The organism is Bacteroidales bacterium (assembly GCA_021157585.1).
Taxonomy (GTDB): Bacteria; Bacteroidota; Bacteroidia; order Bacteroidales; family UBA12170; genus UBA12170.
This window is the reverse complement of sequence record JAGGWH010000047.1, coordinates 1-3,262: the sequence shown is the minus strand read 5'-3', so window position 1 is coordinate 3,262 and position 3,262 is coordinate 1. Positions and strand designations below refer to the sequence as shown.

Genomic DNA, 3,262 nt, shown 5'->3' with positions numbered 1-3,262 from the left:
CTCTACTTCTTACTAATTACTTTTTTCTCCTTGTCTCCAATTCGCCAGTTCGCTCTTTATCTTTACGAGATCCTTCGTCTCCCTCTGGTCGCTCAGGATGACAGGTTGAGGTTTTCCATTCTGCACTTTTACCCTGAGCCTTCAGAAGTGCTTCATTCACTATTCGTCTCTCTGTCACACTTGTCCGTCCCTTAACGGATTACTTTTTACTTTATAACTTCCCAATGTCCCTGTTTTGCCGATCCAATATATTTTATTCGATTTATCTTCTTTAATTTTTTCAGATGATAACGAATTCCCTCCTCTGTAAGCTTTAATAATTCTGCAATTTCTTTTGCTGTTACTAAGGGGTTACTCACAATAATATCAAAAACTTTTTCGGTAGTTTTACTGGTAGTTTTACTGGTAGTTTTACTAGTAGTTTTACTGGTAGTTTTGTTTGTATTGAAAAAACTAATTTGTATACCACCGGCAAACTCTTCAATTATGGGTTCAGGTAAGTGAAGTTTTTTCATTTCCTCAGTCATTAGAATAGTTCCTCTTCCCCAAGCTTCAATATAACCAATTCTAAAAAAAACATTTGCAATAATTGCATTTCTCCTTTTTGAAGGATGTTTTATTTTAAGCATTTCCACGTTTAAAGGTGAAATCAGTGTTCCGCTATTCCAAATAACGAGTCTATTGTCGTAGATATGAATTGTTATGTCTGTTTGTTCGCCATAATCTCTATGAACAATTGCATTAAGTACTGCTTCTCTGAGTGCTTTTTCGGGGTATTGCAATTGTTCTATACGTTCTAAGCCCTGATAAGAAATTGGAGAAGGAAGGTATTTTGTTCTCAGAATTTCAATAATTCTATCTGGCATTTCTAGAATATTACCTTCAATAATATCATGGTTTATCAAATCTGCATCTGATCTACCAAAGCGCCCAATTCTAACGGTTGCCGTTCTAATGTATTTGTGTGGACGACTTCCAAAAAGCAATACTGCAGCTCTTGTTAATTCTCCATTGTCTTTTATTAGATCCAATTTTTTTAAGTTGAGCTCAAAATCATCATTTAAAGCATCTGTAGACAAACGATTGGCGCTTACTGCTTTTGACACAAAACGTTGAATCAGAATTTCGTCAAGATCATCAATTTGTGCAAGAGGAACGCTTATTTCATCCCAGGTAATATTATCTTTCCTTAAAATATACTCTCTCAATTTAGAACCATATAATTCTTGAACTGTACTGCCACTACGAATAAAGTATTTGCCTCGGAATGATATAGGAACTGAACTTGTTATGACGGTAATTTCAATAATATCAAATCCGTTCTTGTGTATTGCATCAATATCTATTACGATCCCTAATAACTGAATTGCTTTATTTGGAATATCCTCCAGTAATTTTTTACTGTCTTTTACGCCAATAACAGTACCATCATCCTTAATACCAATAAAAAGACGTCCACCTTTACTATTGGCAAAGGCACAAATATGTTTGAGGAACTCATCACGCCAAGATTCCTTAAACTCTATTTGCTGATTTTCTTTCATTCTATAATTACTTTGTTAAAAGATGTCTTTAATACAATATGTTTATTGAGCATTCAATTTTTTACTGTTCGTTAGCGGAACAGGGGTCAAAGGTCGAAAAGTCATTTCTTTACTCTGCAATCTTCATTCCTTGTTCCTTACTCTTCAATCACTATTCACTATTCGTCTCTCTACTCTTTACTAATTTCTCCTTTTCTCTTCGTCTCCTTCTCTCTTCGTCTTCTTTTCGCCAACTCTCCAGTTCTCCTTTTCTCCTTACTACTTACTCTTTGTTTGAGACCTCTCTCCCGAATCGTAAACTTTCGGGACAAGTCTGCTCGAGGTGAGGGTGTTGAGGTTTTCCATTCTACACTCTTCATTCCGCACTCTGCACTCTTCATTTTTACACTGAGCTTTCAGAAGTGCTTCATTCACTATTCGTCTCTCTGTTACACTTGTCCGTCCCTTAACGGATCACTCCCGAATAATATTCACTTTCAGCCATTCTTTAAAAAGCGGATCGGATATTTGTCCTTGTGTATTTAGGATTCCTTTTCCTTTTAATTTTGTTAGTCCTCTTGCGATATTTACGTTTGTTTTTGATAATCTTGTATAAATTGCTTTTGTGCTTATTGCTACGGCAAGACAGATTTGACGTAATTCTTTACTGCTTGAAAGCTCTTCCCAATATTTTTCAAGATAATTTTTTTCAATCAAAAGAAGTCGTTCAATCATCTCTTGATGTGAGAGGATTTTATTTTCAGGATAGAGTTTCAGTTGGATCATCATTTCTTGCAAATAAAGTTGAGTATAATAAGGATGTCCTTTTGTAAAATCTAAAATCTCATTCAAGCGAAGGGTTTCTATAGGTAAGCCTTCCTTTTGTACGGTTTCTATCAAGTAAGGCATAAAATATTCGGAAGCGATATTTTCAAGATTAATAATACGAGCCATTCTGAAAAAGGGAGCGTTTTTACTTACAAAGAGTTCGTTCATAACCGACTCGTAGCTTCCTGTAAATAAATAGGCTGTATTTTGTTGATGTTGTATCTTCGCCCGAAATAATTTAACGATTTCTTTTCCGTCTAATTTTTTAATATCACCAAATTCATCAAAAGCAGCAATACTTTTTTGATTATGCTTTTTGGCATAGGTCTCGATAAAGTCGATACTATGTTCTAAGAGCTCCATCGCCGGTTTCCCCTTTTGGTTATAATCCAGAATAAATGAGAAATCTTCTACTTCGGTACGGAAATTTATATTTTTAAAGGCTTCTGCAAAGCTTGTTAAAGCAGTTCTAAAAACCGTATCCAATTTTCTGTTTGCAAGAACACTTTCTGTAATTCGTTTGGATAGGCTTAGAATATCAGGACTGGCAAACACATCGGTAGAAACGGTAAAAAAGCCTTCTTCTTTCAGCTGTAATAATAGTTCTGTAAGAACGGATGTTTTCCCCATTCTTCGAGGAGCAATTAATACAACACTTTGTCCGGCGACCAATAATTCCTTGATTAAACTCAAATCCTGATCACGGCCAATAAGTTGACTTCCTGTTACGGGTTTACCTACTTGAATCATTTTTTATCTATAAGACGTTTTGTGTATGGTACGCAATTTGTCTTGTTTTGTTTCGATTTGTAATTGTGGATGTATAATTAAGTTCTTTCTTAGGGAACTGCTTTACTATTTGCTCACTTCTTACTGTTGATTGTTAGCGCAGAGCGCAGAGGGCTTTTTCT

At 35.3% G+C, this 3,262-nt stretch carries 3 protein-coding genes; all 3 read right to left on the bottom strand.

Annotated features, from left to right (window positions below):
- Positions 1-16: 16 nt before the first annotated feature.
- Complete coding sequence (locus J7K39_03180; protein ID MCD6178886.1) at positions 17-178, bottom strand: hypothetical protein; 162 nt, start codon at positions 176-178, stop codon at positions 17-19.
- A gap of 28 nt (positions 179-206) precedes the next feature.
- Positions 207-1,544 (bottom strand): putative DNA binding domain-containing protein, encoded by a 1,338-nt coding sequence (locus J7K39_03175; protein MCD6178885.1) that lies wholly within the window; start codon positions 1,542-1,544, stop codon positions 207-209.
- Between the two features lie 453 nt (positions 1,545-1,997).
- Positions 1,998-3,101, bottom strand: coding sequence for a hypothetical protein (locus tag J7K39_03170; protein MCD6178884.1), 1,104 nt, complete (start codon positions 3,099-3,101; stop codon positions 1,998-2,000).
- Between the last annotated feature and the right edge of the window lie 161 nt (positions 3,102-3,262).

Excerpts from the sequence above, each read along its gene's own strand:
- J7K39_03170 (MCD6178884.1), bottom strand. The coding sequence starts at position 3,101 with ATGATTCAAGTAGGTAAACCCGTAACAGGAAGTCAACTTATTGGCCGT.
- J7K39_03175 (MCD6178885.1), bottom strand. The coding sequence starts at position 1,544 with ATGAAAGAAAATCAGCAAATAGAGTTTAAGGAATCTTGGCGTGATGAG.